The organism is Micromonospora sp. NPDC057141 (genome assembly GCF_042670805.1).
Classification (GTDB): Bacteria; Actinomycetota; Actinomycetes; order Mycobacteriales; family Micromonosporaceae; genus Micromonospora.
On the sequence record NZ_JBHUVA010000093.1, the window covers coordinates 1 to 22,580 of the forward strand.

The 22,580-nt window shown below is 74.7% G+C and carries 17 protein-coding genes and 2 pseudogenes; 13 read left to right on the forward strand and 6 right to left on the reverse strand.

Going from position 1 to position 22,580, the window contains the following annotated elements; genetic code table 11:
- The first annotated feature begins 32 nt into the window (after nucleotides 1-32).
- From ACFT41_RS28705 to ACFT41_RS28735, 7 genes are all read left to right on the forward strand, one after another.
- Entirely contained in the window at nucleotides 33-3,557 is a 3,525-nt protein-coding gene (locus ACFT41_RS28705) for an error-prone DNA polymerase (RefSeq protein WP_377614040.1), read from the forward strand.
- Nucleotides 3,558-3,624: 67 nt separating this feature from the next.
- Complete coding sequence (locus tag ACFT41_RS28710; protein ID WP_377588726.1) at nucleotides 3,625-4,392, forward strand: class I SAM-dependent methyltransferase; 768 nt, start codon at nucleotides 3,625-3,627, stop codon at nucleotides 4,390-4,392.
- Nucleotides 4,389-5,618, forward strand: coding sequence for an alkaline phosphatase family protein (locus ACFT41_RS28715; RefSeq protein ID WP_377588713.1), 1,230 nt, complete (start codon nucleotides 4,389-4,391; stop codon nucleotides 5,616-5,618). The genes ACFT41_RS28710 and ACFT41_RS28715 overlap by 4 nt, the downstream gene beginning before the upstream one ends.
- A gap of 71 nt (nucleotides 5,619-5,689) precedes the next feature.
- Nucleotides 5,690-6,949 carry a DNA polymerase IV gene (locus ACFT41_RS28720; RefSeq protein WP_377588714.1) on the forward strand — a complete coding sequence of 420 codons (1,260 nt, stop codon included), beginning with the start codon at nucleotides 5,690-5,692 and terminating at the stop codon, nucleotides 6,947-6,949.
- A gap of 115 nt (nucleotides 6,950-7,064) precedes the next feature.
- Nucleotides 7,065-7,463 (forward strand): DUF3040 domain-containing protein, encoded by a 399-nt coding sequence (locus ACFT41_RS28725; RefSeq protein WP_377588715.1) that lies wholly within the window; start codon nucleotides 7,065-7,067, stop codon nucleotides 7,461-7,463.
- A 187-nt stretch (nucleotides 7,464-7,650) separates the two neighbouring features.
- Nucleotides 7,651-7,998, forward strand: coding sequence for a hypothetical protein (locus ACFT41_RS28730; protein ID WP_377588716.1), 348 nt, complete (start codon nucleotides 7,651-7,653; stop codon nucleotides 7,996-7,998).
- Between the two features lie 193 nt (nucleotides 7,999-8,191).
- Complete coding sequence (locus tag ACFT41_RS28735) at nucleotides 8,192-8,371, forward strand: hypothetical protein (RefSeq protein ID WP_377588717.1); 180 nt, start codon at nucleotides 8,192-8,194, stop codon at nucleotides 8,369-8,371.
- Between the two features lie 42 nt (nucleotides 8,372-8,413).
- Here the strand turns inward: ACFT41_RS28735 and ACFT41_RS28740 are convergent, their stop codons facing one another.
- The 3 genes from ACFT41_RS28740 to ACFT41_RS28750 all read right to left on the reverse strand — a co-directional run bounded on the left by ACFT41_RS28740 (nucleotide 8,414) and on the right by ACFT41_RS28750 (nucleotide 13,315).
- The gene (locus tag ACFT41_RS28740; RefSeq protein WP_377588718.1) at nucleotides 8,414-10,891 is read right to left on the reverse strand and encodes a transglutaminaseTgpA domain-containing protein; all 2,478 of its coding nucleotides are present in this window, start codon (nucleotides 10,889-10,891) and stop codon (nucleotides 8,414-8,416) included.
- Between the two features lie 67 nt (nucleotides 10,892-10,958).
- Nucleotides 10,959-12,257 carry a DUF58 domain-containing protein gene (locus ACFT41_RS28745; protein WP_377588719.1) on the reverse strand — a complete coding sequence of 433 codons (1,299 nt, stop codon included), beginning with the start codon at nucleotides 12,255-12,257 and terminating at the stop codon, nucleotides 10,959-10,961.
- Between the two features lie 2 nt (nucleotides 12,258-12,259).
- Nucleotides 12,260-13,315, reverse strand: coding sequence for an AAA family ATPase (locus ACFT41_RS28750; RefSeq protein ID WP_377588720.1), 1,056 nt, complete (start codon nucleotides 13,313-13,315; stop codon nucleotides 12,260-12,262).
- A gap of 539 nt (nucleotides 13,316-13,854) precedes the next feature.
- On the opposite strand from ACFT41_RS28750, the gene leuS reads away from it, so the two are divergent.
- Nucleotides 13,855-16,692, forward strand: coding sequence for a leucine--tRNA ligase (gene leuS / locus ACFT41_RS28755; RefSeq protein ID WP_377588721.1), 2,838 nt, complete (start codon nucleotides 13,855-13,857; stop codon nucleotides 16,690-16,692).
- 100 nt (nucleotides 16,693-16,792) lie between these two features.
- On the opposite strand, the gene ACFT41_RS28760 is transcribed toward leuS, so the two are convergent.
- The 3 genes from ACFT41_RS28760 to ACFT41_RS28770 are packed head-to-tail and all read right to left on the reverse strand — an operon-like array spanning nucleotide 16,793 to nucleotide 19,441.
- Entirely contained in the window at nucleotides 16,793-17,488 is a 696-nt protein-coding gene (locus ACFT41_RS28760; protein WP_377588722.1) for a TVP38/TMEM64 family protein, read from the reverse strand.
- Nucleotides 17,485-18,204: a type 1 glutamine amidotransferase gene (locus ACFT41_RS28765; protein WP_377588723.1), complete on the reverse strand. Its 720-nt coding sequence runs from the start codon at nucleotides 18,202-18,204 to the stop codon at nucleotides 17,485-17,487. Before ACFT41_RS28765 ends, ACFT41_RS28760 begins: the two co-directional genes overlap by 4 nt.
- The gene (locus ACFT41_RS28770; protein WP_377588727.1) at nucleotides 18,194-19,441 is read right to left on the reverse strand and encodes a MurT ligase domain-containing protein; all 1,248 of its coding nucleotides are present in this window, start codon (nucleotides 19,439-19,441) and stop codon (nucleotides 18,194-18,196) included. Before ACFT41_RS28770 ends, ACFT41_RS28765 begins: the two co-directional genes overlap by 11 nt.
- Between ACFT41_RS28770 and ACFT41_RS28775 the strand changes: the two genes are divergently transcribed.
- The 5 genes and pseudogenes from ACFT41_RS28775 to ACFT41_RS28795 all read left to right on the forward strand — a co-directional run.
- The gene (locus tag ACFT41_RS28775; RefSeq protein ID WP_377588728.1) at nucleotides 19,401-19,580 is read left to right on the forward strand and encodes a hypothetical protein; all 180 of its coding nucleotides are present in this window, start codon (nucleotides 19,401-19,403) and stop codon (nucleotides 19,578-19,580) included. The two genes, ACFT41_RS28770 and ACFT41_RS28775, sit on opposite strands and share 41 nt — an antisense overlap.
- Nucleotides 19,581-19,795: 215 nt before the next feature.
- Entirely contained in the window at nucleotides 19,796-20,227 is a 432-nt protein-coding gene (gene mraZ / locus ACFT41_RS28780) for a division/cell wall cluster transcriptional repressor MraZ (RefSeq protein ID WP_377588724.1), read from the forward strand.
- Nucleotides 20,228-20,418: 191 nt separating this feature from the next.
- A pseudogene (gene rsmH / locus ACFT41_RS28785) lies at nucleotides 20,419-21,524 on the forward strand (16S rRNA (cytosine(1402)-N(4))-methyltransferase RsmH).
- Nucleotides 21,521-22,195: a hypothetical protein gene (locus ACFT41_RS28790; RefSeq protein WP_377614041.1), complete on the forward strand. Its 675-nt coding sequence runs from the start codon at nucleotides 21,521-21,523 to the stop codon at nucleotides 22,193-22,195. Before rsmH ends, ACFT41_RS28790 begins: the two are co-directional and overlap by 4 nt.
- A gap of 5 nt (nucleotides 22,196-22,200) precedes the next feature.
- Nucleotides 22,201-22,580 (forward strand): annotated as a pseudogene (locus ACFT41_RS28795) (penicillin-binding protein 2); the annotation flags it as partial.

Genomic DNA, 22,580 nt, shown 5'->3' on the forward strand with positions numbered 1-22,580 from the left:
ACCAAGATCTCCGTGGGAGCGGGGGCGGCGCGGTGAGTTTTCACAATCCCGGGGTGCCCTGGGGGGAGCTGGAGCGGGTGCTCTCCGGGCGGGCCGGCCCGGGCCCGGGTGGCGCGCCGGGCCGGGGTGGCGAGTCAGGCTGTTCTGGCTGGTCTGGCTGGTCAGGCTGGGGCAGCGGGGCGGGCGAGAAAGGCGGGGTGGGCGAGGTAGGCGGGGTGGGTGGGCGGCACCTGCGGGCCGTGGACCCACCCGTGGTGGATCCCCTCGCCGTCGACGCCGACGGAGGCGACGGCCCCGCCTGGAGCCGCCGCCGGCGCCGGCACCCGCCGCCGGAACCGCCCCGCCCCGGCAGCGACGGTCCAGGCGGCAGCGGCAGCGGCCCCGGCGGCGGCGCGGTGCCGTACGCCGAGCTGCACGCGCACAGCAACTTCAGCTTCCTCGACGGGGCCAGCCACCCCGAGGAGCTGGCCGAGGAGGCGGCCCGGCTCGGGCTCACCGCGCTCGCCGTCACCGACCACGACGGCTTCTACGGCGTGGTGCGCTTCGCCGAGGCGGCCCGCGCGCTGCACCTGCCGACGATCTTCGGCGCGGAACTCTCCCTCGGGCTGCCCGGCCCGCAGAACGGCGAGCCGGACCCGCACGGCGCGCACCTGCTGGTGCTCGCCCACGGCCACGAGGGATACGCCCGGCTCGCCGCCACCATCGCCCGCGCCCAGCTGCGCGGCGGACAGAAGGGCCGCCCCGACTACGGGGAGCTGGAGGAGGTGGCCGCCGAGCTGCGCGACCACGTGCTGGTGCTCACCGGCTGCCGCAAGGGGCACGTGCCGGCCGCGCTGCTCACCGGGGGCGTCGACGCGGCCGCCCGGGAGCTGGACCGGCTCACCGCGCTGTTCGGCGCGGAGACGGTGGCGGTGGAGCTGACCGACCACGGGCACCCGGTCGACGGCGACCGCAACGACGCGCTCGCCGAGCTGGCCCGCGCCGCCGGGCTGCCCACGGTGGCCACGAACAACGTGCACTACGCCACCCCGGGTCGCCGCCGGCTGGCCACCACCCTGGCCGCGGTGCGGGCCCGGCGCAGCCTCGACGAGATCGACGGCTGGCTGCCCGCCGCCGGCACCGCTCACCTGCGCGGCGGGGCGGAGATGGCGGCGCGGTTCGCCGCGTACCCGGGGGCGGTGGCGCGGGCCGCCGAGTTCGGCGCGGAGCTGGCGTTCGACCTGCAACTGGTCGCGCCGAGGCTGCCGGCGTACCCGGTGCCGGCCGGGCACACCGAGATGAGCTGGCTGCGCGAGCTCACCATGGCCGGGGCCCGCGAGCGGTACGGGCCGCCCGAGGCGCACCCGGAGGCGTACGCGCAGTTGGCGCACGAGCTGCGGATGATCGATGAGCTGGGCTTCCCCGGCTACTTCCTGGTGGTCTACGACATCGTCGCGTTCTGCCGCGCGCAGGACATCTACTGCCAGGGCCGGGGGTCGGCGGCCAACTCGGCGGTCTGCTATGCGCTGCGGATCACCAACGTGGACGCGGTGCGGCACCGGCTGCTGTTCGAGCGGTTCCTCGCCCCGGAGCGCGACGGGCCGCCCGACATCGACGTGGACATCGAGTCCGACCGCCGGGAGGAGGTGATCCAGCACGTCTACGCCCGGTACGGCCGGGAGCACGCCGCCCAGGTCGCCAACGTCATCTCGTACCGGCCGCGCTCGGCGGTGCGGGACGTGGCCAAGGCGTTCGGCTTCTCGCCCGGCCAGCAGGACGCCTGGAGCAAGCAGATCGACCGCTGGGGCGCGGTCGCCGCGATCGACGCCGAGGACATCCCCGAGCAGGTCGTGGCGTATGCCGACGCGCTCCAGACGTTCCCGAGGCACCTGGGCATCCACTCCGGCGGGATGGTGATCTGCGACCGGCCGGTGATCGAGGTCTGCCCGGTGGAGTGGGGGCGGATGCCCGGCCGCAGCGTGCTCCAGTGGGACAAGGACGACTGCGCCGCCGTCGGGCTGGTGAAGTTCGACCTGCTCGGCCTCGGCATGCTCTCGGCCCTGCACTACGGCTACGACATGATCGGCGAGACCCTCGACCTGGGCGACATGACCCTGGACGACCCCGAGGTCTACGAGATGCTCTGCCGGGCCGACTCGGTGGGGGTGTTCCAGGTGGAGAGCCGCGCCCAGATGGCCACCCTGCCCCGGCTCAAGCCCCGCGAGTTCTACGACCTGGTGGTGGAGGTGGCGCTGATCCGGCCCGGCCCGATCCAGGGCGGCTCGGTGCACCCGTACATCCGGCGGCGCAACGGCCAGGAGCCGGTGACGTACCCGCACCCGCTGATGCGCAACGCGCTGGAGAAGACCCTCGGCATTCCGCTGTTCCAGGAGCAGCTGATGCAGCTCGCCATCGACCTGGCCGGCTTCGACGCGGCGGAGGCCGACCAGCTGCGCCGGGCGATGGGGGCGAAGCGGTCGGTGCAGCGGATGGCGCGGATCGCCGACCGGCTCTACGCGGGGATGGCCGAGCGGGGCATCGCCGGGGAGCTGGCCGACGACGTCTACCGCAAGCTCACCGCGTTCGCCAGCTACGGCTTCCCGGAGAGCCACGCGATGAGCTTCGCCTACCTGGTGTACGCCAGCTCGTGGCTCAAGCGCTACCACCCGGGCCCGTTCCTGGCCGCGCTGCTGAACGCCCAGCCGATGGGCTTCTACTCGCCGCAGACCCTGGTGGACGACGCGCGGCGGCACGGGGTGCAGGTGCGCCGGCCGGACGTCAACGCCAGCGGCGCGAAGGCCGTCCTGGAGTCCGCCCCGGACACCCGGTGGGGCAGTGCGCCCGGCGAGCCGCCGCACGCGTGGGGGCTGGGCGGTCCGGCGGTGCGGCTCGGGCTGGGCGGCGTACGTACCCTCGGTGACGGGGTGGCCGAGCGGATCGAGGCGGAGCGGGCGGCGCACGGGCCGTACCGTGACATGCCGGACCTGGCCCGGCGCGTGGGTCTGGCGGCCGCGCAGCTGGAGGCGCTGGCCACCGCCGACGCCTTCGCCTGTTTCGGGCTGACCCGGCGGCAGGCGCTCTGGGCCGCCGGGGCGGCCGCCCAGGACCGGCCGGGCCGGCTGCCGGGCACGGTGACCGGCGCGACCGCCCCGACGCTGCCCGGGATGGACGCGGTGGACCGCCTCGTCGCCGACGTCTGGGCGACCGGCCTGTCGCCGGAGAGCCACCCGGCCCGGTTCCTGCGCGACCGGCTCGACGCCCTCGGCGCGGTGCCGATCGCCCGGCTGGGGCGGGTGGATCCGGGTCGGCGGATCCGGGTCGGCGGGATCGTCACCCACCGGCAGCGGCCGGCCACCGCCGGCGGGGTCACCTTCCTCAACCTGGAGGACGAGACCGGGATGCTCAACGTCACCTGCTCGCCGGGGCTGTGGCAGCGCTACCGGAAGGTGGCGCGCACCAGCGCCGCGCTGGTGGTGCGCGGCCGGTTGCAGCGGCACGAGGGGGTGACCAACCTGACCGCCGACCGGCTCGACCCGATCGAGCCGCCGGTCGCCCCGGCCTCCCGCGACTTCCGCTGACGCGCAAGGAGGGGCACCTTGTCAACGCTTTCGGTAGAGCAGGGGCCCCCTGTCGACACCGCCGGGGCTGACTAGGCTCGACCGTGTGGAGCAGACCAGTACCCGGTTCACCGGCCCGCCGTTGACCCCCCGTACCGCCGTCATCTGGTCGGTGCTCCGGGCCGAGCTGGAACGCCGCGCCGGCGACCGGCTCACCGTCCTCGACGTCGGCGGCGGCACCGGCGGCTTCGCCGTGCCGCTGGCGCAGGCCGGGCACCAGGTCACCGTGGTCGACGCCAGTCCCGACGCGCTCGCCGCACTCACCCGCCGGGCCGCCGAGGCCGGCGTCGCCGACCGGGTACGTGCCGTGCAGGGCGACGGCGACGCGCTCGCCGGGCTGGTCGAGCCGGCCAGCGTCGACCTGGTGCTCTGCCATTCCGTACTGGAGGTCGTCGACGACCCCGCGCCGGTCGTGGCCGCGCTGGTCACCGCGCTGCGCCTGGGCGGCGCGGCGAGCGTCCTGGTGGCCGGGCAGGCCGCCGCGGTGCTCGGCCGGGCGATGAACGGCCACCTGGACCTGGCCGCCGCCCTGGCCGCCGACCCGGCCGGCACCGCCGGCCCCCGCGACACCCTGCGCCGGCGCTACGACGCCGACCGCGCCGCCGCGCTGCTGGCCGCCGGCGGTCTCACGGTCGAGGAGATCCACGGGGTACGCGTCCTGGCCGACCTCCTCCCCGCCGCCGTCGCGGACGGCCAGCAGGCCGCCCTGGTCGAGCTGGAGCGGGCCCTGGCCGCCCGGCCGCCGTACCGGGACCTGGCCGCCCAGCTGCACCTCTTCGCCCGCCGCCCGGCATGACCGCCGTGCCGCCCCCTGCGGAGGAGCCCTCGCAGGGGGCCACCGATCCGCCCGCCGTGCCGCCCCCGCGCGGGCCCGTCGATCCGCTGGCCCCGGTGCCGCCCCGCTACGGCGGCGCCAGCCTGGCCGACGTGCTGCCCAGCGCCCTGGCGGTGCTCGGCGTGCCCGGGGCCGTCGACCTGCTCGGGCTGACGCCCGCGCTCGTCGGGGTGCGGCGGGTCGCGGTGCTGCTGGTCGACGGGCTCGGCTGGTACCAGATCCCCGCCGCCGCCCCGCACGCCCCGACCCTGGCCGGGCTGGCCGCGACCGTCGGCCGCCCGCTCACCTGCGGCTTCCCGTCCACCACCCCGACCAGCCTGGTGACGCTGGGCACCGGGGCCGCGCCCGGCGCGCACGGGGTGCTCGGGTTCCGGGTGCGGGTGCCCGACACCGACCGGGTGCTCAGCCACATCGAGTGGACCGGCGACCCGGATCCGCTGCGCTGGCAGCCGGTCGCCACCCAGCTCGAACGCGCCCGCGCCGCCGGGGTCGCGGTGACCGTGGTGAGCCGCCCCGAGTACGCCGGCAGCGGCCTCACCCTGGCCGCCAACCGGGGCGGGGACTACCGGGGCGCCGCCGACGCCGCCGCGCTGGCCACCGCGATGCTCGCCGCGCTGCGCGCCGGCGCCGGGCCGACCCTGGTCTCCGGCTACCACCCCGACCTGGACCGGCACGGCCACCTCAGCGGCGTCGACTCGGAGCCGTGGCGGGCCGCCGCGACCGGGGTGGACGCGTTGTTGGCCCGGCTGGTCGACGGGTTGCCGCCGGACGCCGCGCTGCTGGTCACCGCCGACCACGGCCAGCTCGACGTGCCGCAGGTCGACCGGATCGACTTCGACGCCGACGACCGGCTGCGGGCCGGGGTGCGGGTGCTCGCCGGGGAGCCCCGGGTCCGCTACCTGCACGTGGCGCCGGGCGCGGCCGACGACGTGGTGGCCGCCTGGTCGGCCGTGCTCGGCGACGCGGCCCGGGTGCTGCGTCGCGACGAGGCGGTGGCCACCGGCTGGTTCGGGCCGGTGCCCGAGGAGCACCTGGGCCGGATCGGCGACGTGGTGGTGGTGTGCCGGGGCACGTCCGCCGTGGTCGCCACCCGGTCGGAGAAGCCGATCGAATCGCGTCTGGTGGCGTACCACGGGTCGGACACCGCCGCCGAGATGACCATCCCGCTGCTGGTGGTGCGCGGCTGAGCCTGGTGGTGCGACGGCCGGTTGGGCCCCGGGGGCCGCGGCGTGTCGTACCCGGGGGCTAGCCTGCGGGCATGGGTCGCAGTCAGTCGTTGCCGCGCGGCGGCGACCCGCGTTTCGGGCCCGACGGCGACGACTCCGGCAGCCCGATCCTGCACGTCGACATGGACGCCTTCTACGCCTCGGTCGAGGTGCGCCGCCGCCCCGAGCTGCGGGGCCGGCCCGTCGTGGTCGGTGGGGTCGGCCCGCGCGGCGTGGTCAGCGCCGCCAGCTACGAGGCCCGACGATACGGCGTCCGCAGCGCCATGCCGATCATGCGTGCCCGGTCGCTGTGCCCGCACGCGGTCTACCTGCCGCCCGACTTCGCGCAGTACACGGCGGCCTCCCGGGCGGTGATGCAGATCTTCCGGGACGTCACGCCGCTGGTCGAGCCGCTCTCGCTCGACGAGGCGTTCCTCGACGTGGCCGGGGCCCGCCGGCTGTTCGGCCCGCCCGCCGAGATCGCCCGCGGCATCCGCGCCCGGGTCGCCGACGAGCAGGGGCTGACCTGCTCGGTGGGGGTCGCGCCGAGCAAGTTCGTGGCCAAGCTCGGCTCCACCCGGGCCAAGCCCGACGGGCTGCTCGTGGTGCCGGCCGACCGGGTGCTCGACTTCCTGCGTCCCCTGCCGGTCGACGCCCTGTGGGGCGTGGGGGAGCGCTCCGCCGAGACGCTGCGCCGGCTCGGGCTGGCCACCATCGGCGACCTGGCCGAGGCGCCGCGCGGCATGCTCCGCAAGGCGCTCGGCGAGGCCGCCGCGACCCACCTGCACGAGCTGGCGTGGGGGCGGGACCCGCGCCGGGTCACCCCCGAGCAGGTGGAGAAGTCGATCGGCGCCGAGGTGACCTTCGACGCGGACGTGGCCGACCCGCTGGAGATCCGCCGGGCCCTGCTCGCCCTCGCCGAGAAGGTCGGCGCCCGGCTGCGCCGGGCCGGCCAGGTCGGCCGGACGGTGTCGATCAAGGTGCGCACGGCCGACTTCCGCACCGTCAGCCGCTCCCGCACCCTCGACGTGGCGACCGACACGGCGCGGGAGATGTTCGACACGGCGTGGGCCCTCTACACCGTCCTCGACCCCGGTGAGCGGATTCGCCTCGTCGGGGTGCGGGTGGAGGGTCTTGCCCCGGCGGGCCGGACGCCGCAGCAGCTGACGCTCGGCGCCCCCGAGCGCGGCTGGCGGGAGGCGGAGGCCGTCGCGGACGCCGCCGCCGCCCGATTCGGGCGATCCGTCATAGGTCCGGCGAGCCTTCTCGGCCGGCGCGATCCCGGGCGAAACGAAAATCCACCCCGCCCATAGGTCGTCCCGCTTTCCGACGCGCGACCCCCCTCGTAGACTTGTCGTTAAGCAGCCGGTTGGCTGCCACGGTCTGTCGGTCCGACCGGACCGACCAACGTGACCGGGGAGGAGTGCCGTGCCGCTCTCGGAGCACGAGCAGCGGCTGTTCGAGCAGATCGAGCGGTCGCTTGCCGAGGACCCCAAATTCGCCTCGGCCGTGCGCGCCAGCGATCCGCGCTTCCACGCGCGGCGTCGCCTGCTCGTCGCTGCCGGCGCGATCATCGTTGGCCTGGCTCTACTGGTCTACGGTGCGGTGATCAAGACCCCACCGCTCGCGGTGGTGGGTTTCGTCATCATGCTGGGTTCGGCGGCGTACGCGGTGCAGTCGCACCGCAAGGCGCAGTCCCCCGACCTGCACGTGGTCGGGGGGACGACCACCAGCCGACGCCGTCCACGCGGGCGGTCCGGCCGGCGGTCGTCGTTCCTGGATCGGATGGAGGACCGGTGGCGGCAGCGCCCGGAGGGGCACCGCTGACCCGGTTCCACCGCTGATCCTCGGTCCCGCCGGCCCGGCGGGGCCAACGTCGATCCGGCCCGCCGACGGCGGGCCGCTGCTTCCTGCCCGCACCTGCGGCGCTACATGCCCCTCCGCCTCCCGGTGTACTAGCGTCAGAGGTGTGAGGAAGCGTGTTGCGAGGTATGAGCCGCTGACGGTGGCGCGCTTGGGCGCCCTGCTCGTCGGGGCCGACGAGACGCGACGGTGGCGGTTGGTGGCGGAGTTCCTGGAAGAGTACCGATGGGAACCGTCCGAGATACGCGCTGGTCTCCTGGAACAGGAACCATCCCCTACGGGGGACGAGCACTGGGACGTGTTCCTCGCCGCGTTGACCGAGCATGTGGCGGCCAGGGACGGGCGTGGTGCGCCGCCGTGGGTCGAGACGCGGTCGCTGCGGCGTTTCTGGTTTCCTTTCAACACCCGCGCTGCCCGGGTTGACGCTGTGGTGCACGCGCCAGCAGCGTTCCGCCGCCGTGGCGTGTACGTGTCGGCGCAGGAGTTGAACGTCGCGTGAGCCTCGATGATCCGCTGTTGGACATGGGGTCGTACTCGACGAGGCCCGAGCCGTCGCTGACGAACTCGGCCTGCCGCACTGGTGGCTCAACGAACAGGCGAGTGCCTACGTCGCTCCCGGCGGCGACGCGGCAGCTCCTCGCGTATTCGATCATCCAGGCCTGCGGGTTGCGGCAGCGTCTGCGGAACACCTGTTGGCGATGAAGGTGCTTGCCGCTCGTCGTCGGGACGCCGAGGACATTCGCTTCCTGGTCGATCACCTCAGGTTGACCCGTGCCGAGGAGGTCCTCGATCTGTGCGCGGAGATCTTCCCCGAGGAGGAAGTCCCGGGCCGGGCGAGACTCGTGCTCGACGACGTTTTCGACAGCCGGTAGCCCCCGTCAGCGAATCGCGCGTGATCTCGACGACCGGCCGGGTCAGCGGCCGCCGCGGGTGGCCAGCAGCCGGCGCGGGCTCCAGCGCAGCAGCCGGTCCCGGGCGTCGCCCGTCCTGGCCACCAGCCGGGAGGACGTGTTGCCCAGCGCCGTGCGCCAGCGCAGCAGCACCGACGGCGGCAGCACCGCGGCCAGCAGCCTGGTCCGCCGGTCGGTCCGGGCGGCGAGCGCGCCACGCACGGCGCGCAGCGCCGGGTGCAGCTCCCCGCCGGCGAGCGGGGCGCGGGCGTACTGGGCCAGTTCCTCGGCGCGACCCAGCAGCCGCACCGCCGTGGCGGCGGAGGCGTCCTCGCCGACGGCGTCGGTGACCAGGCGCTCGGCGGTCGCCCTCGGCGTCTCCGTCCGGTCCACCCGGACCCGGTAGTCGACCAGGGTGTCGAGCAGCTCGTCCCAGGCGGCGTGCGCGTCCGCCCGCGCCCGCTCGGGGTCCACCGTCACGACGACGGACCGCCCGGTGCCGCCGCCGGGGCCCGTGCCGGCGTCCACCGTGGCCGGTGCGACCGCCACCGCCGCCCGGGCGCCCCGCCGGCGACGCAGCGCCATTCGCAGCAGCGCCGGCGCGGCGAGCAGGGCCAGCAGCGCCAGCGCGCCGGCCGTCCACCAGGGCCACACCGGGGCCTGCCGGGTGGGGCCGTCCGCCCCGACCGCCAGGCCGGCGTCGGTGTCCTGGTCGGCGGCGTCCGGGTCAGCGGCGTCCGGCGCCGGCGCCGAGTCGTCGGGGGCGGCCGGGGCACCCGGCTCGGTGGCTGCCGGCTCCGGCTGATCGGTGTCCGGGGCCCACGCCGATCGGGTCGAGCCCTGCACCCCGTACGCCGGGGTGGCGTCGAAGGGCACCCAGCCCATCCCGTCGAAGTAGACCTCCGTCCAGGCGTGCAGGTTGCGGTTGGTCAGCACGTACCCCTCGTCGGTGCGGCCGGTGCCGTTGGTGAAGCCGAACGCCACCCGGGCCGGGATGCCGGCCGACCGGACCAGCCACGCCATCGCCGCCGCGTACTGCTGGCAGAAGCCGGCCTTGTTGTTCAGGAAGTCGACGATGTCCTGACCGCTGGTGCCGCCCTTCGTGGTCAGGCTGTAGGTGAAGCCGTTGTCCGCCGAGAAGTGGTCGTAGATCGCCCGGACCTTGTCGTAGTCGGTGCTGCGGCCCTGCACGAGGTCGGCGACCAGCGTGTCGACCTGCTCGACGGGCGGGGTGACGGTCTGCTGGAGCCGGATCGGGTGGTCCGACGGCAGTGACGGGGCCCGCCGCAGGGCCGTCGGAGTGTACGTCGACCGGACGTAGTCGAACGAGTAGCGCTTGCCGCGGGAGTTCTCCCGGTTGGAGAAGACCACCTGCTGGTTCGGGTCGTAGAGCCAGCTGCCGCTGAGTTCCTCGGTGCGCACCGGCTCGGCGTAGGCCGGCAGCAGCGGCATGTTGAGGTTCTTCGAGACTTCCACGGTCGCCCGGTACTGCGTCCGCTCGACGCCGTTGCCGGTGCCGGAGCGCTGGGTCGGGTCGGGCAGGTCCCGGGTGACGGGCCGCCCGGTCGGGTTGCGCACCCGGAAGCCGTCGGGCCGCAGCTCGTCGGCGACGCCGTAGCGCAGGTAGAACGGGTTCGCCTCGTTGGTGGTCACCGTGACCATCTCGTAGACCTCGGACTGGTTGAGCTGCCCGCTCAGCGAGGCGAAGAGGTCGATGCGGCCCGGGTTGCCGCCCTGGCCGGTCCCCGTGCCGGTGCCGGTCCCGGCGCCCACGGCGTTGAGCAGGCCACCGGTCATCCCCGGCACCGCCAGCGGCAGCGCCACCGCCAGCACCACCCCGACCACGGCGAGCCGCCGCCCGGCGGCGGCCAACGGCGAGGACTCCCACACGTCGACGTCGCGGCCGTCGCCGGTGAACCGGCGGCCGAACCGGCGCACCCGGTCGACGTTGTCGGTGACCAGCAGCCACAGGTAGCCGGCGGCCCCGACCACGAACGGCACGGCGGGGACGCTGTCGACGTAGACGGCGACAGGCACCGAGTAGATGGCCAGCATCGGCAGCCCGGCCAGCGCCGGGCGGCGCAGCCCGACGGCGAGGACGTCGACCACCACGGCCACCCCGCCGATGCCGAGCACGGAGACGAACAGCAGCGGGTCCGTGTCGGGCACCTTCACCCCGTACGAGCGCATGTCCACCACCGACGCGCTCAGCAGCTCGCCGAAGTGGGCGAACGTGCCCGGGGTCGGCAGGAACGCCACCAGCTCGGTGCCGGCGGGGAAGAGCCAGGCCAGCGCGAGCGTCAGCCCGCCGAGCATGCCCAGCACCTGCCCCCACAGCGGGGCCCGGACCAGCCGGGTCAGCGCGGCCACCCCGGCCACCACCGTGACCGCGATGGCCGCCTGGATGAGCCAGGTCCAGCGTTCGAAGATGGCCGACAGCGGGGCGGCCGCCAGCAGGGTCGCGGCGGCGGCCACGAAGCCGAGGTTGCGGGTCGCGGTCACGGGGGCACCCTTTCCGGTCATCTTCCCGCCGGGCCGGGCGTGCGGGTACGCCCGGCGGGGCGGATCGTCACTTGACGCCCCCGGCCACGGTCTCGGCCAGCGCGGCCCGCAGGGCGAACCCCTGCGAGCCCCGGCCGGCCTGCGGCCACAGCGCGGGCAGCCGGGCCCCGTGGTCGACCCCGACGACCCGCCACCCGCTCTGCAACAGGGCGAGCGCGGCGGCGCCGTGCGCGTGGTCGGCCTCGGCCCGGGCCCGGGGCGGGAGGTGGAGCCAGGTGGAGCTGTCCAGCAGGAAACCGACGCAGGTCGCGCCGTTGCCGCGCAGGCCGGCGAGCAGCTCCGCCTCGGCGGTGCTCACCGTGCCGAACAGGCCGATGATCAGGCCGCCGTCGCCGCGCTGCCGGACCTGCCGCACCAGCGTGGTGATCTCGCCGCGCGGGTCGAGGCGGACCTCGGCGAGCTGGTCGAGCAGCAGCCCGTCCCCGGCGGCCTCGGTCGCGTCGACGTCCGCGCCGTCGCCGGTGACCAGGCGCAGCTTGTATCCGGCCTGGCGCAGGTGCACGGCGATGCTGGCCGCCGCGGAGACCGCCCACTCGAAGCTCGCGGTGGGGCCGTCGCCCCGGTGGCCGTGGCCCCGGGTGTCCAGCACCACCGTCGCCCGGCTCTCCCAGGGCTGCTCCTCGCGGCGGACCATCAGCTCGCCGGTGCGGGCCGTCGACTTCCAGTGCACCCGCCGCAGGTCGTCGCCCATCCGGTACTCCCGGGTCGCCGCGTCGTCCTCGCCGTGCACCGCCACGGACCGGGCGCGGCTGGAGCCGCTGCCCGCGTACTCGCCGGGGAGCCGGACCGAGGGCAGCGGGGTGACCTGCGGGATCACCGTGAGCTGGTCGACGCTGGGGAACGACCGGCTCAGCTCGCACAGCCCGAACGGGTCGGTGAGCCGGACCACCAGCGGACCCACCTCGTAGCGGCCGCGCACGTCCGCGCGGACGGTGTACGCCACCGAGCTGGCCTGGTGCGCGCCGAGCCGTTCCAGCACCACCCGGGGCCGGCTGCCCAGGGCGTACGGCAGCCGGTCCTCCAGCAGCAGCGTGCCGGTGGGCAGGCGGGACATGTTCTGCAACCGCAGCACCACCCGGGAGCTGGCCCCGACCGGCACCCGGTGCGGCTCCAGCGACCGGTTGCAGGCCAGCTTGTACCGGCTGCGCCCCACGTAGGCGGCGGCCAGCAGCGGCAGGACGGCGAGCAGCACGGCCACCCGGAGCAGGTCCTTCTCGCCGAGGATGACGGCGGAGACCGCCGCGGCGAGCGCGGCGGCCAGGAACGAGCGGCCACGGGTGGTCAGGCCCCGGAGCCCGTCGCGCACGCTCACCGCCTCCGCGGCTCGTACGGGGCGCGGCCGTTGCCGTCGGCGGCGGGCCGGCTGTCGTACGGGGAACGCTGGCGGTCGTGCGGCAGCGGCAGCCGGTGCACCAGCTCGGCGACGATCGCGTCGGTGGTGCGCCGGGCGAGCTGGGCGTCGGCGGTCGGGATGATCCGGTGGGCGAGCACCGGCACCGCGAGCGCCTGCAGGTCGTCGGGCAGGACGTAGTCGCGTCCCTCCAGGGCGGCGACGGCCCGGGCGGTGCGCAGCAGCTGGAGGGTGGCCCGGGGCGACGCGCCCAGCCGCAGGTCGGGGGCCTCCCGGGTGGCGGTGACCAGGTCCACCGCGTACTGCTTCACGGCGTCGGCGACGTGCACCTCGCGAACGGTGGCGATGAGCCGGCGCACGGTGTCGGCGTCGGAGACGGGCCGCAGCTCCTGCAACGGGTCGGCGGCCCCGTGCCCGTCCAGCATGGCCAGCTCGGCCTCCGGGCCCGGGTAGCCCATCGCGATGCGGGCCGTGAACCGGTCGCGCTGCGCCTCGGGCAGCGGATAGGTCCCCTCCATCTCGATCGGGTTCTGGGTGGCGATCACCATGAACGGGGTCTGGAGCTGGTAGGTGACCCCGTCGACGGTGACCTGCCGCTCCTCCATGCACTCCAGCAGGGCGGACTGGGTCTTCGGCGAGGCCCGGTTGATCTCGTCGCCGACGACCAGGTTGGCGAAGACCGCGCCGGGGCGGAACTCGAAGTCGTGCGTCTCCTGGTTGTAGACGCTGACGCCGGTGACGTCGCTGGGCAGCAGGTCGGGGGTGAACTGGATGCGCCGTACCGAACAGTCGATGGACCGGGCGAGGGCCTTCGCCAGCTTGGTCTTGCCGACGCCCGGGACGTCCTCGATGAGGAGGTGGCCCTCGGCGAGCAGGACGGCCAGGGCGAGCCGGACGGTGGCCGTCTTGCCCTCGATGACCTGCTCGATGTTGGCCACGATGGCCTCGCTGGCGGCGCGGAACTCGTCGTGCGGCAGCAGACCGCCCACCTCGTCCCAGGTCTGTTGTGTCACGGGCCTCCTCCTCGTCGCCACGACGGCAGCTCTGTCTAGAGCACCTGGACCCGCCGTTGGGTTCGCGACGGGAGAGCCTCGTCTGCCGCAGAAATCTCACTGGCCTCTCAGGCTAACCATGTTTGTCGTGATCGCCGAACCCCGCAGCAAGTCGGTCGGTTACGCCCGGAATATTCGCCCGACGGGGGAAACGCTTCGTCACCCAGCGTGAGAGGGGCCTCCCGCGACCCGCCTCCCGGCGGCGGGTCGCGTGCGTCGCGGGCCGGCGGGGTAGACTGCCGGACATGGCCGGAGTCTTCCTGCTTCTTACCGGGCCGTGCTGATGCGCTGACGCGCGACAGCACGGCGGCCCCTCCTGCGCGAGGGGCTTTTTTGTGCCCTCCGCCGGCCCGGCCCGGTGAGCCGAGATTGCCGGCCCGGCCGGCGATGCCGAGACCGCCGGACCCGGCCGGCGGGCCGAGACCGCCGGACCCGGCCGGCGGGCCGAGACCGCCGGACCCGGCCCGGCGACGCCGCGACGAAGCGAACGAGGAGAGACGATGAGTGAGGCGACAGCGGCGGGCGACATCCCCCCGTACCGGTACACCGCGGCCCTGGCCGAGGAGATCGAGCAGCGCTGGCAGGACACCTGGCAGCGGGCGGGCACGTTCCACGCCCCGAACCCGACCGGGCCGCTGGCCGACCCCGACCACCCCCGGGCGGGCGCGGAGAAGCTGTACGTGCTGGACATGTTCCCCTACCCGTCGGGGGCGGGCCTGCACGTCGGGCACCCGCTGGGCTACATCGGCACCGACTGCTTCGCCCGCTACCAGCGGATGGCCGGCCGCAACGTGCTGCACGCGATGGGCTTTGACGCGTTCGGCCTGCCCGCCGAGCAGTACGCGGTGCAGACCGGCACCCACCCGCGCACCACCACCGTGGCGAACATCGAGCGGTACAAGGCGCAGCTGCGTCGACTGGGCCTGGCCCACGACGACCGCCGCTCGGTGGCCACCATCGACACCGACTTCTACCGCTGGACCCAGTGGATCTTCCTGCAGGTCTTCAACTCCTGGTACGACGCGGACGCCAGGAAGGCGCGGCCGGTCGCCGAGCTGATCGCCGAGTTCGCCGCAGGCGACCGCCCGACGCCGGACGGCCGGCCGTGGGCCGAGCTGACCGCCGCCGAGCGGCGGGCAGTCGTCGACGACCACCGGCTGGCGTACGTCTCGCAGGCCCCGGTGAACTGGTGCCCGGGGCTGGGCACCGTGCTGGCCAACGAGGAGGTCACCGCCGACGGCCGCTCCGACCGGGGCAACTTCCCCGTGTTCAAGCGCAACCTGAAGCAGTGGATGATGCGGATCACCGCGTACGGGGACCGGCTGCTGGCGGACCTGGACGCCCTGGACTGGCCCGAGCCGATCAAGCTGATGCAGCGAAACTGGATCGGCCGGTCCACGGGCGCGCACATCGACTTCGCCACCGGCCAGGGTCCGGTGCGGGTGTTCACGACCCGCCCGGACACCATCTTCGGGGCCACCTACATGGTGCTGGCCCCCGAGCACGAACTGGTCGACGCGCTGACGCCGGCTGCCTGGCCGGACGGGACGCGGGACGCCTGGACGGGCGGGCACGCCAGCCCCCGGGCGGCCGTCGAGGCGTACCGGAAGGCGGCGGCGGCCAAGACCGACGTGGAGCGGCAGGCCGACGCGAGGGAGAAGACCGGCGTCTTCGTCGGCGCGTACGCCGCCAACCCCGTCACCGGTGGGCAGATCCCGATCTTCATCGCCGACTACGTGCTGGCCGGTTACGGCACCGGCGCGATCATGGCGGTGCCGGCGCAGGACGAGCGGGACTGGGCGTTCGCCGAGGTCTTCGAGCTGCCGATCGTGCGTACCGTGCAGCCGGCCGACGGCTTCGCCGGCAAGGCGTACACCGGGGACGGGCCGGCGATCAACAGCGCCGCGCCCGAGCGCGGCCTGGACCTGAACGGCCTGGGGGTCGCCGACGCCAAGGCGGCGATCATCGCGTGGCTGGAGGCCAACGGCCACGGCTCCGGCGCGACCACCTACCGGCTGCGCGACTGGCTGTTCTCCCGGCAGCGCTACTGGGGCGAGCCGTTCCCGATCGTGTACGACGCCACGGGCGCGGCGATCGCGCTGCCCGAGTCGATGCTGCCGGTCGAGCTGCCCGAGGTCGACGACTTCTCCCCGAAGACGTTCGACCCCGACGACGCCGACAGCAACCCCGAGACCCCGCTGTCGCGCCGCCGCGACTGGGTCGAGGTCGAGCTGGACCTGGGCGACGGGCCGCAGCGCTACACCCGGGAGACCAACGTGATGCCGCAGTGGGCCGGCTCCTGCTGGTACGAGCTGCGCTACCTGGACCCGACCAACGCCGACCGGTTCGTCGACGCCGAGAACGAGCGGTACTGGATGGGCCCGCGCGCCGAGGGCGACTGCGGCGGCACCGACCTGTACGTCGGCGGGGCCGAGCACGCCGTGCTGCACCTGCTGTACGCCCGCTTCTGGCACAAGGTGCTGTACGACCTGGGCCACGTGTCGTCGTTCGAGCCGTTCCGCAAGCTGTTCAACCAGGGCATGATCCAGGCGTACGCGTACACCGACGCCCGGGGCTCCTACGTGTCCGCCGAGGAGGTCGTCGAGCGCGACGGCGCCTGGTTCCTGGGCGACGAGGAGGTGCGCCGCGAGTACGGCAAGATGGGCAAGTCGCTGAAGAACGTGGTGACCCCCGACGACATGTGCGCCGCGTACGGCGCGGACACCTTCCGGGTGTACGAGATGTCGATGGGCCCGCTGGAGGTGTCCCGCCCGTGGGAGACGCGGGCGGTCGTCGGGGCGTACCGCTTCCTGCAGCGGGTCTGGCGGGCGGTCGTCGACGAGCAGACCGGCGCGACGCGGGTCACCGACGCCCCGGCCGACGAGGCCACCCGGCGGCTGCTGCACAAGGTGATCGCCGGGGTCCGGGGCGACATGGAGGGGATCCGGTTCAACACCGCGATCGCCAAGCTGATCGAGCTGACCAACGCGCTGACCAGGCTGCCCGTCACCCCCCGCGAGGTGGCCGAGCCGCTGGTGCTGATGCTGGCCCCGTTCGCCCCGCACGCCGCCGAGGAGCTGTGGCGGCGGCTGGGCCACGACACCTCCCTGGCGTACGCGGACTTCCCGACCGCCGACGCGGCCCTGCTGGTCGCCGAGACGGTGACGTACCCGGTGCAGATCAACGGCAAGGTGCGCGGCCGGATCGAGGTGAGCGCCGACGCGGCCGAGGACGACGTGCGGTCGGCGGCGCTGGAGGCGGTGGCCGGCGCGCTGGCCGGCAAGGCGCCGCGCAAGGTCATCGTGGTGAAGGGCCGGATGGTGTCCGTCGTCGCGTGAGGTGTGTAAGGAGGAGCCCCTTGTTAACGCATTCTGCGTAGCAGGGGCCCCTTCTTGACGCCCCGATCGCCGGTAGCGCCGGCGCGCATCCGGCCGGCGGTCAGCGAGATGGCTCGGCCAGGGCGGGCCGGCGGCGGCGTTCCGCGCGCCACCAGCGGTGCAGCAGCACGGCGCTGGCGATCAGGCCCAGGGCGGCCGGGGCAGCGGCGTACCAGTTGACGTCGCCGGGGGAGCTGGCCGCCGCGCCGAGCGCCGCGTAGCCGAACGCCGTCGGGGCGGAGGCGAGGACACTGCCGGCGAGGAACGGCAGCAGCCGGGCGCCGGTGGTGCCGTAGCCGTAGCTGACCAGCCCGTATCCGGAGATCGGCAGCAGCCGCACCGTGGCCACGCCCAGCACGCTCTGCCGGGCGAACCAGCCGTCGAGCCGGGCGAGCCGGCCGCGTACCCGCCCGGCGACGAACTCCCGGCCCAGCGCCCGGCCGACGGCGAAGCCGAGCGCGGCGGCCAGCAGCGCCGCGCCGAGCGCGTACGTCGCGCCTTCGAGGGGGCCGAAGATCGCGCCGATGGCGAGCGTGACGAAGGTGCGCGGCACCAGGGCGACCAGCAGCAGCGCCCCGCCGGCGATCGCGGCGAGCGGGGCGTACCCGCCGAGGGGGTCGGCGAGCCGGGGCAGTGCCGCGACCTCGGGTCGGGGAAGCACCGGCAGCAGCGCCGCGAACCCGGCGAGCAGGAGCAGCAGCAGCGTGAACCGGCGCGCCGACGGCTGCCGCAGCAGCCGCCGGGCGGCCGGGGTCATGCCCGGGCGGTGGCCACCGCGGCGCGACGCTCGGCGCGGAGCCGGTCGGCCCAGGTGTCGTCCAGCGGCGGAAGCTGGTGCGCGCCGGTCGCCCAGCGCAGCAGCAGGTCGGCCAGGGCGGGGTTGCGGGCCAGGGCCGGGCCGTGCGAATACGTGCCGAGCAGCTTGCCCCGCCACGCGCCCTCGGTCGCGCCGTCGTTGCCGACCCCGGCGGTGACCCGGGCCAGCGGCGACACGCCCGGCCCGAGGTGGGTCCGGCCGCCGTGGTTCTCGAAGCCGGTGAGCGCCGGCACCCCGAGCCGGGGGTCGACGTCGCCGGCCAGCTCGCCGACGGCCCGCGACGGGCCCCGGTCGGAGGAGAGGTCGAGCAGCTCCAGCCCGGAGCACTGGACGCCCTTGGCGAAGAACGAGGTGCCGAGGAGTTGGTAGCCGGCGCAGACGCCGAACACCACCGACCCCTGGGCGGCGGCCCGGTGCAGGCCGCCGTCGGTTCGCAGCCGCTGCGCGCCGAGCGCCTGCGGGCCGTCCTCGCCGCCGCCGATGAGGTAGATGTCGGCGGTGGCGGGCAGCCGCTGGTCGGAGCGGACCTCCAGCACCTCCACCGGCATCCCGCGCTGCTGGGCCCGGCGGGCGAGGATCAGCATGTTGCCCCGGTCGCCGTAGGTGGACAGCAGGTCGGGGTAGATCCAGACGATACGCAGGCTCTCAGTTGACACGGTCCAGCTCCGCTCGGATGTCCTGGAAGGCGGTGTAGTTGGCGATGACCTCAAGCCGGCCTGGCGGGACCGCCCGGACGGCCTCGCCGAACGTGCGGACGTGTTGGAACGGCACGCCGTTGACGTCGAGGCGGACCGCCAGGTCGTACGCCCGGTCGCCGGTGATCAGCACCTGTCGGCCGCGCAGCGGGGCGAAGTCGACGTCGAAGAGCCAGGAGGTGTCCAGCCCGTCGGGGTCCCGGGAGTTGATGGAGAGCAGGGTCGGTGCGACGTCGGCCATCTCGAACGCCTCCAGCCAGCTCGCCGGGTTCTTCGCCAGCAGCAGCCGGATGTTGCGCCCGTCCCGCTCCACCTGGGCGTAGCGGCCGGCGATGGAGGTGACCGCGCCGAGCCGGGAGACCGCGTCGACCGGGCGGACGCCGAACTCGGCGGCGACGGCGAGGGCGGTGGCGGCGTTGCCGAGGTTGACCTTGCCGGGGAGCTGGAGCATCACCTTGTGCCAGGCGCCGGTCGGGTCGAGCACCCCGTCGTCCTCGACGGCCCACTGCGGCTCGGGCCGGCGCAGCGGGCAGCCGCTGCACCACCACTGGTCGCCGTTGCGCGCGATGGTGTGCCCGCATTCGGGGCAGACCCACGAGTCGTCGTGCCAGCGCTGACCGGCGCTGAACCAGGTGACGTGCGGCGGCCGGACGCCCCGGGCCGGGTCGCCCGGCGGGGTGGACGCCCATACGACCATGGGGTCGTCGGCGTTGGCGACCACCCGCACGTCGGGGTGGTTGACCAGCGCGGCGCGCCAGAGCTGCGCCATCATGGCGACCTCCTTGGCGCGGTCGAGCTGGTCGCGGGAGAGGTTGAGCAGCGCCACCACGTGCGGATCGGTGGCCTCCAGGACCTGGGCCAGGTAGTGCTCGTCGACCTCGAGCACCGCGTACGGGGTGCTGCCGGCCTTGGCCAGCGCCGAGGTGTGGCCGGTGGGCATGTTGGCACCGAAGGAGTTGGTGGCGACCCGGCCGAGGACGCCGACCGCCGCTGTGGTCAGCCGGGTGGTGGTGGTCTTGCCGTTGGTGCCGGAAACGAGCGCGATGGCGCGCCCCGCCGAGAGGTGGGCCAGCAGGTCGGGGTCGATCTTCAGGCCGATCCAGCCGCCGATCACCGAGCCGTCGCCACGACCCGCGGCCCGGGACAGCGCCGCGGCGGTGCGCGACACGGAGCTGGCCACCTTTGCCCGCATGGGCATCTTCGCGTCCGTCACGCGAGCGAGGTTACCGGACCGCCGCCCCCGCCAGATCGCCGCCGACGGCGAACCGTTCGGCCGGGCCGGTCAGGCGGACGGCCGGAACCCGGTCGACCGGATGGAGTCGATCTATGTCGGGTAGTGGACGCCGAGGTGGGGGCGCCGCGGCCCTCCACTCCGCTCCACCCCTTCTGACGTGCGGTTTTGCGGGCGGCGACGACGCGCCGCGCGGGCGATTCTGGTTGCAGGTGGAGGGAAGTGGAGTAGAGTGGGGACCAATGGTGAGGCCGGGAGGGCCCACCGGCCCGGGGGGAGCGGCGCCGCGAACGCCGCTGCAAGGGCGAGGGGGTTGGGCCGATGTTCCTCGGCACCCACACTCCGCGCCTGGACGACAAGGGCCGGTTGATCCTTCCGGCGAAGTTCCGGGATGAGCTGGCGGGGGGTGTCGTGATCACCAAAGGGCAGGATCGCTGTCTCTACGTCTTCCCGATGCCCGAATTCCAGCGCATCGCCGACCAGTTGCGCGCGCAACCCATGACGAACAAGGCGGCCCGAGCCTACAGCCGGGTCTTCTTCGCCAGCGCGCACGACGAGGTCCCGGACAAGCAGGGCCGGGTCACCGTCCCGGCGCACCTGCGGGCGTACGCCGGGCTCGACCGCGACCTGGTGGTCATCGGCGCGAGCACGCGGGTGGAGGTCTGGGACAAGGCGGCCTGGGAGGCCTACCTCGCCGAGAGCGAAGACGACTTCGCCGACATCGAGGAGGGGGTGCTGCCCGGCGGTCTGTAGGGCGTGACGACGCCCGACGTACTGCGAGATCTCCAGCCGCTTTCGAGTTCCTGGCACCCCTTCCCCGGTGCCAGGCGCACGATCTCATCGGAGGGCCGCGGCCTCCGGCGGGCGGGAGCGGATGGGGATCTGGCGGTACGACGGAGGCGTCGTCCGGCGACAGGCGCGGAGAGAAACGGACGGTTCAACCGGTGGGGGTCGACATGGGGGAGCTTCGCGGCACGCACGTGCCTGTGCTGCTCGAGCGGTGTCTCGAGTTGCTGGCCCCCGCGCTGGACAGGGGCGACCGCACGATCCACGTCGACGCCACGCTGGGCCTGGCCGGTCACGCCGAGGCGGTGCTGCAACGGCACCCGCGCACGGTGCTGATCGGGCTGGACCGGGACACGGAGGCCCTCGCCCACGCGCGGGTCAGGCTGGCCCGGTTCGCCGACCGGGTCCACCTCGCACACGCCGTCTACGACGAGCTGCCCGAGGTGCTGGCCCGGCTGGGTTACCCGGCGATCGACGGCGTCCTGTTCGACCTGGGCGTCTCCTCGCTCCAGTTGGACGCGCCCGACCGCGGGTTCGCCTACGCGCAGGACGCGCCGCTGGACATGCGGATGGACCAGACCCGGGGGGTGACCGCCGAGGAGGTGGTCAACACCTACTCCCACCCGGACCTGGCCCGGGTGCTGCGGGTCTACGGGGAGGAGAAGTTCGCCCCCAGGATCGCCTCGGCGATCCTGCGGGAGCGGGAGCGGGCCCGGATCACCTCGTCGGCGCGGCTGGCGGAACTGGTCAGGGAGAGCATTCCCGCTCCAGCCCGACGAACCGGGGGACACCCGGCCAAGAGAACGTTTCAGGCTTTACGGATCGAAGTAAACAGAGAGCTGGCAGCGCTGGAGGCAGCGCTGCCGGCCGCTCTCGACAAGCTCACCGTGGGTGGTCGCATGGTGGTCCTGTCCTACCACTCGCTGGAGGACAGGCTCACCAAGGCGGCCCTCACCGACCGGGTCCGCAGTAAGGGCCCGGTCGACCTCCCGGTCGAACTGCCCGGGTCGGGTCCGACGTTCCGGCTGCTCAGCCGGGGCGCGGAGCTGCCCGGGGAGGCGGAGGTCGCCGCGAACCCGCGCGCCGCGTCGGTGCGACTGCGGGCCGCGGAGCGGATCGACCCGGATGCGGAGCGACAGGGGCGGGCCGACCGCGAACGGCCCCGCCGGCGGGTCAGGGCGATGCACCAACCGGGCACCGGATCGGCGGATCCGGGGCCGACGGCGTAGGGACGGACGAAGAGGGGGAGGGAAGAAGAAGATGAACGCTGACAAGCGCGACGGCCGGGACACCGGCGTCGGGCAGCGTGCACCGCGGTCGGGGGGCCGGATCGCGGCGCAGCGGACCACGCGGGCCGGGATGCCGGCTCCGGGGGCCGGCCGGATCGACCGGCAGGGGGAGACTCGCGCCCGGGGGGCGCGCGAGTTCCCGACCGACGGCAGCGCCGCGCTGCGCCCGGCGGAGCGGACCAGCCCGGCGGAGCGGACCAGCCCGGCGGAGCGGATCGGTGCGGCGGAGCGGACCAGCCCGGCCGGACGAGCCCGTTCGGCGGCGAGCCCGTCGCCGCGGCTGCGGGTCGCCCCGCCGCCGCCGGTGTCGGTGCCGCGGGCGCCGTTCGTGGCGCTGATCCTGGTGCTGGTCGTCGGCGGGGTGCTCGGCATCCTGCTGGTCAACACCAAGATCAACGAGAACTCGTTCCGGCTGGAGCGGCTCCAGCAGCAGCAGGCCAAGCTCGACGTGGACCAGCAGCAGCTGGAGAAGGAGATCGCCGACGCGAAGGCGCCCGGCAACCTCACCGCCACGGCCCGCCGGCTCGGCATGGTCGAGGCGGAGGAACCGGCGTACATCCGGCTGCCGGACGGCCGGGTGATCGGGGTGCCGCAGCCGGCCAACGGCCAGCCGTCGGTCACCAGCCAGCAGGGCGCGGGGGGCTGACCGAGGTGCCGCCGAGAGCTGAGGAACCGCGCCGGGACCCCACGGGCTCCCGGCGCGGTTCGTCGCGGGCCACCGGCGGGCGGGGCGAGCCGCGTTCCCGCGAGGCCGGCGGGCGGGGCGAGCCGCGCACCGGCGAGCCCGGCGTGGGGGGCATCTCCGACGCGCGGGCGTACACCCCCCGGGGGCGCACCGTCCGCGAGGAGCGCCAGGCGGCGGGCCGGCCGACGGCCGGGGGCGTCGAGCAGCGGCGCACCCCGCGCGGCACCCGGGCCGGCGGCGACCCGTTCCGGCCGGCGTTGCAGGTGCTCGACGGCGGTCGGGCCGGCGGTGGTCGCACCGGCCGCCGGGAGCCCGTCCCGGCCGCGCGCGCCGCGGTGGTCCGGAC